Source organism: Pseudoalteromonas sp. TB51 (genome assembly GCF_000498055.1).
In the GTDB taxonomy this organism is placed as follows: Bacteria; Pseudomonadota; Gammaproteobacteria; order Enterobacterales; family Alteromonadaceae; genus Pseudoalteromonas; species Pseudoalteromonas atlantica.
Genome location: NZ_AUTO01000353.1, coordinates 1 through 4,872 on the forward strand (window position 1 = coordinate 1; position 4,872 = coordinate 4,872).

Annotated in this window: 6 protein-coding genes; all 6 read right to left on the reverse strand. The window is 42.1% G+C overall.

The features are described from left to right. Positions 1 to 88: 88 nt before the first annotated feature. Positions 89 to 1,174 (reverse strand): 23S rRNA (cytidine(2498)-2'-O)-methyltransferase RlmM, encoded by a 1,086-nt coding sequence (gene rlmM / locus L650_RS0122685; protein ID WP_029774501.1) that lies wholly within the window; start codon positions 1,172 to 1,174, stop codon positions 89 to 91. Positions 1,175 to 1,191: 17 nt separating this feature from the next. Further along, positions 1,192 to 1,560: a DUF423 domain-containing protein gene (locus tag L650_RS0122690; protein ID WP_024034182.1), complete on the reverse strand. Its 369-nt coding sequence runs from the start codon at positions 1,558 to 1,560 to the stop codon at positions 1,192 to 1,194. Then, positions 1,557 to 2,192: an alpha/beta family hydrolase gene (locus L650_RS0122695; RefSeq protein ID WP_029774502.1), complete on the reverse strand. Its 636-nt coding sequence runs from the start codon at positions 2,190 to 2,192 to the stop codon at positions 1,557 to 1,559. Before L650_RS0122695 ends, L650_RS0122690 begins: the two co-directional genes overlap by 4 nt. Before the next feature lie 2 nt (positions 2,193 to 2,194). Next, complete coding sequence (locus L650_RS0122700) at positions 2,195 to 3,091, reverse strand: transcriptional regulator GcvA (RefSeq protein ID WP_004588843.1); 897 nt, start codon at positions 3,089 to 3,091, stop codon at positions 2,195 to 2,197. 128 nt (positions 3,092 to 3,219) lie between these two features. After that, positions 3,220 to 4,074, reverse strand: coding sequence for a 3-deoxy-8-phosphooctulonate synthase (kdsA, locus tag L650_RS24180; RefSeq protein WP_029774503.1), 855 nt, complete (start codon positions 4,072 to 4,074; stop codon positions 3,220 to 3,222). Positions 4,075 to 4,083: 9 nt separating this feature from the next. Then, positions 4,084 to 4,872, reverse strand: a 789-nt coding sequence (locus L650_RS24185) for a DUF819 domain-containing protein (protein WP_029774504.1), incomplete at its 5' end; no start/stop codon positions are given.

Sequence of the window (4,872 nt, forward strand, 5' to 3'; positions counted from 1 at the left end):
CCGCCGCAACCGGCTATTAAAAGTGATAAAAAAAGTAATCCTAGCCATTTATAAACATTATTTAATACCACTTTTATGCCTCTATGATTTAGCTATACAAATTTTGGGGCACCTTAACAACGTTTAAATGAACGGTGATTTCCTCACGATCATGATACAAATGCTTAGCTTGCAACTCATAGGTTATACCGTACTTAGTAAGCTCTTCTTTGATCATCGTTAGGCATTCATAAACACTATCAAAGCGTTTTTTCATAGGCAGCTTTAAATTAAATATCAGCTCTTTGGCGTATGCGTTTACTGCCCAGTCAATCATTAGATTAGTCACTTTGGTTGGTTTTTCCACCATATCGCACACTAACCAGTTAATATTTCTTTTTTCTGGGCGGTATTTAAAACCATCGGCTCTAAAGTGTTTAACTTGGCCTGTTTCCATCAAACTATCGTTCATTGGGCCATTATCTATTGCGCTAACAAACATCCCTCTGCGTACTAATTGATAGGTCCAACCGCCTGGGCAAGCGCCTAAATCAACCCCTCGCATGCCTGGTTGTACTCGCGCTTCTCGCTCTTTTTCAGGGATAAAAACATTAAAGGCTTCGTCAAGTTTTAACGTTGAGCGGCTCGGTCCGTCACTTGGCATACGTAAACGTAAAATGCCCATAAAAAACGGCGAATTATTATAACTATACGAATACCCTACATACGCGGCATTGTTTGCTAAAAATAGTACATGCATTACCGGGCGGTTTGCCTTTGGCTCACGTAATACCGTGTTTTGCTTTTCGAGTGCTTTTTTTAACGGCGTTGATATTTTTTTACAAAAGGTCAGTAGCTCTTTGCCTTCGTTAGTATCGGGGGTTTCTACGCGCAATTCACTACACAAAGGAAAATCCTTTGCGGCTTCTTTTAATGCAGTGACCCTATCTTCTACCGGCATATTTTCGATTAACGTGCCAGCAAACCACTGGCGCGCAAATACCATATTTCTAAAGTCGACCTTTTTGATTATTTCGTCGCTGTGTTGCGCTTCAAAACATTCATAAATCACGTAGCCGGTATTTGGTTTGGCTTTTACATAGCCGGCAAAACCTTGCTCGGCAGCATGAAACGTTATTTCAGCAGCCGCATCGTTTTCAAAACCACTACGACAATAAATCACAACACTAGACATATTAACCCTTAAACTCTTTAAAACTTAAATCGTGCAACTTGCACTAAAATAACAACCCAACCAATTATAAAACATAACCCACCTAATGGGGTTATTGGGCCTAACCACTTCATGCCGCTTAGCGCTAATAAATATAAACTGCCACTAAAAAGCAGTGTACCGGCAATAAAAAAACCTCCCGCCACGGTTAAATTAATACCCCACTTAATAAGAATCGCCACGGCTATAAGCGCTAAACCATGCACCATTTGATACTCAGCTGCGGTTTTAAATACCCCGAGTGAATACTCCGTTAAACGGCTTTTTAAACCATGCGCGGCAAACGCCCCTAACATAACCGACAGCATGCAAAAAAAGCTGCCTGTGAGTAAAAATAATTTAATCATAATTGCTCCACTCTATTGGCTATAAATTTACCTGCTTCAAGCGCTGCAGTTTCACGGTTTTGCAGCTCGCTCACACCACTTTTTTTGCGTGGTTTGAGTGAATGGTCGCCATCGCTAAGCCACACATAGCTTGGCTGTTTTGGCATAGAAAGCGTTTTAAGCTCTTCACGGGTGCCAAAGGTATCTCGCTCGCCTTGTAAGACTAAAAACGGGCAAGGTATGTCTGCAAAATGATCGGTGCGCAGCTTATCTAGCTTACCGGGCGGATGAAACGGATAGCCAAACGCTAATACACCTGCAATCGGTTGTGTAGAGCTACAAGCAAGCATAGACGCCATACGCCCGCCCATCGACTTGCCGCCAATAAATAGCGGTAAATTAGGTTGCGCATTTGTCAGTACTTGCTCGTAATAAGCTAACAGTTTAGGGGCTCGCTCTGGCGGCCTACGTTTTTGTGTTTGTTTAGCAATTTGCATGTATTCAAAATCAAATAAACCTACATCAATACCCTGCGCACTAATGAGTTTAGCCATATGCTGCATAAAATCAGAATCTGATCCAGCTCCGGCACCATGCGCAAATATAAACTGTGCAATAGCCGGCTGTGTTGCGCTTTTAAACCATTCAATCATTATTAATACTCTTGTTCTTGTTCAACTAAGCTCAGCATCCAATCTTTAAACGAGACTATTTTACCCAGCTCTGTTTGCGACTCTCTAATCACTAAGTAATACGCGTTTTTACTCTCTAAGCTGTGGCTAAATGGGATCACTAAACGGCCCGCGTCAATATCGGGTTTGGCAAGCACACTATTGCCTATTGCTACACCTTGACCGTGCACCGCGGCTTGGAGCACCATCGATGAGTGGCTAAATATAGGGCCTTGATTCACTTGTACATTACGTACACCTGCCGTTTTCATCCAGGTTTTCCAGTTACGCCGCGTGGTATCGTGTAACAAGGTGTGCTGGGCTAAGTCACTCGGTTGATTAAGCGGTTTATGCCCGCTTAATAACAGTGGGCTACATAAAGGCACTAAATACTCGGTGTGCAATTTGTAAGTTTGAACTCCACTCCAGTGGCCTCGGCCGTAGTAAATAGCAATATCTACATCATCGGTTAACGAGTTTTCGTCTTGGTCTTGCGCTTTTATACGCACATCGATTTCGGGGTGGAGTTCGTTAAATAAACTTAATCGAGGTACCAACCACTGAATTGCAAAACTCGGGGTTAAACTTACGGTAAGCGAGCCTTTTGCACCGCGAGCAAGTAGCTTTTCGGTCGCATCTATCAGCTGGGTAAAAATCTCTTTAATATCTAAAAAGTAGCCTTGGCCTTCTTCGGTTAATAATAACGAGCGATTTTTACGTAAAAACAATTTTAAGCCTAAATGCTCTTCAAGGGTTTTAATTTGATGGCTCACTGCCGCTTGCGTTACATACAGCTCTTCCGCTGCTTTAGTAAAGCTTAAATGGCGTGCCGCGGCTTCAAAAGCTTTAAGTGCGTTTAATGGGGGGACTCGTCTTGACATAATAACCAAGCTTAGAATTAGTTTTTCTTATGCGTAAGATTATATACAGCATCGTTGTGTGTGTATATTAATGGAATAAAAAAAGCGACCTAAGTCGCTTTTTAACTATTACCTAAATAGGTGTTAAATTATAAATCGCTTGCGCTTGTATCTAGTGGTGCAAAGCTTTTAATTAAATCATCTACTGCTTTCATTTGCGATAAGTACCCTTCAAGCTTGCTAAGTGCCAAGGCACATGGACCATCACACTTTGCTTCATTAGGGTTAGGGTGAGCCTCAATAAATAGGCCCGCAATGCCCAATGCCATGCCGCTGCGAGCAAGCTCGGCAGCTTGTGCACGGCGCCCATCAGCAGAGTCTGCTCGCCCGCCTGGGCGCTGTAGTGCATGAGTGGCATCAAAAATAACCGGTGCCATGGCTTTCATGTCATCCATACCTAGCATATCAACAACTAAGTTGTTGTAGCCAAAGCTTGAGCCGCGCTCACACAGTGCAACATTATCATTACCTGCTTCATTACATTTAGTAATGATATGGCGCATTTCGTGCGGTGCTAAAAACTGTGGTTTTTTCACATTAATAATGGCACCCGTTTTAGCCATAGCTACCACTAAATCTGTTTGGCGTGCTAAAAATGCAGGTAACTGAATTACATCAACCACTTCAGCAACAGGCGCTGCTTGGTGTGGTTCGTGCACGTCGGTTATAAGCGGAATGTTAAAGGTATTTTTAATCTCTTCAAATATTTTTAAGCCTTCTTCCATACCAGGGCCGCGGTAAGAATTTATTGATGAGCGATTCGCTTTATCAAACGAGGCTTTAAATACATAAGGAATATTTAATTTAGACGTTACTTCTACATAGTGCTCTGCAATACGCATTGCTAAATCGCGCGACTCTAAAACATTCATACCACCAAATAATACAAATGGTTTGTCGTTTGCCAGCTCAATGTTATTAATATCAATTACTTGGTTGTTCATTTAAATTCCTTAAGGTGCAACTGCTTGCATCATTAATCCACAAATGTAGGCCATATATGTACCTACACCATACCCTAGTACAGCTAATAAAACGCCCACTGGCGCAAGCGAAGGGTGAAACGCAGAAGCCACCACAGGCGCCGACGCAGCGCCGCCAACGTTAGCTTGCGAGCCCACCGCCATATAAAATAACGGGGCTTTTATTAGTTTGGCTACAATCAGCATTAAACTTGCGTGTGTTAGCATCCAAATAGCCCCAATTAAAAATAACCCAGGGTTACTAAATATAGCGGTTACGTTCATATGTAAGCCAATTGATGCCACTAAAATATATAAAAAGCTTGAAGCAACTTTTGATGCGCCAAACGCTTCTATTTGCCTTACTTTAGTAAATGATAAACTAATACCAATAGTGGTTGAAATAACAATTAGCCAAAAGAATTTACTGTTTAAGCTGTACTCTTTAGCCCACGCATAATTGTTTGCAAAAAACGGCCCTAAAAAGTCGGCACAAAAATGAGCAAGCCCCGTTATACCAAATGCTATGGCAATAATGGTCATGTAGTCATTGAGTGTCGGCATGCGGGCATGCTCTGCATGGTATTGCTCAACACGGTTTTTTAAATCTTCTATGGCGGTTGTATCAGCCCCTGTTGCGGCATCAATTTTTTTATGGTTTGCGGCCATTAGTAATAAAACAGCCATCCAAATATTCGCCACAATCACATCAACGGTCACCATAACCGAGAATATATCGCCGCCCACTTCAAACATTTCTTTCATTGAAGCTTGGTTAGC

What these genes read in the sequence shown, in the direction of transcription:
- L650_RS0122695 (WP_029774502.1), bottom strand. Translation starts at nt 2,192, where the DNA reads ATGATTGAATGGTTTAAAAGCGCAACACAGCCGGCTATTGCACAGTTT.
- L650_RS0122690 (WP_024034182.1), bottom strand. Translation starts at nt 1,560, where the DNA reads ATGATTAAATTATTTTTACTCACAGGCAGCTTTTTTTGCATGCTGTCG.
- rlmM (WP_029774501.1), bottom strand. Translation starts at nt 1,174, where the DNA reads ATGTCTAGTGTTGTGATTTATTGTCGTAGTGGTTTTGAAAACGATGCG.
- kdsA (WP_029774503.1), bottom strand. Translation starts at nt 4,074, where the DNA reads ATGAACAACCAAGTAATTGATATTAATAACATTGAGCTGGCAAACGAC.
- L650_RS0122700 (WP_004588843.1), bottom strand. Translation starts at nt 3,091, where the DNA reads ATGTCAAGACGAGTCCCCCCATTAAACGCACTTAAAGCTTTTGAAGCC.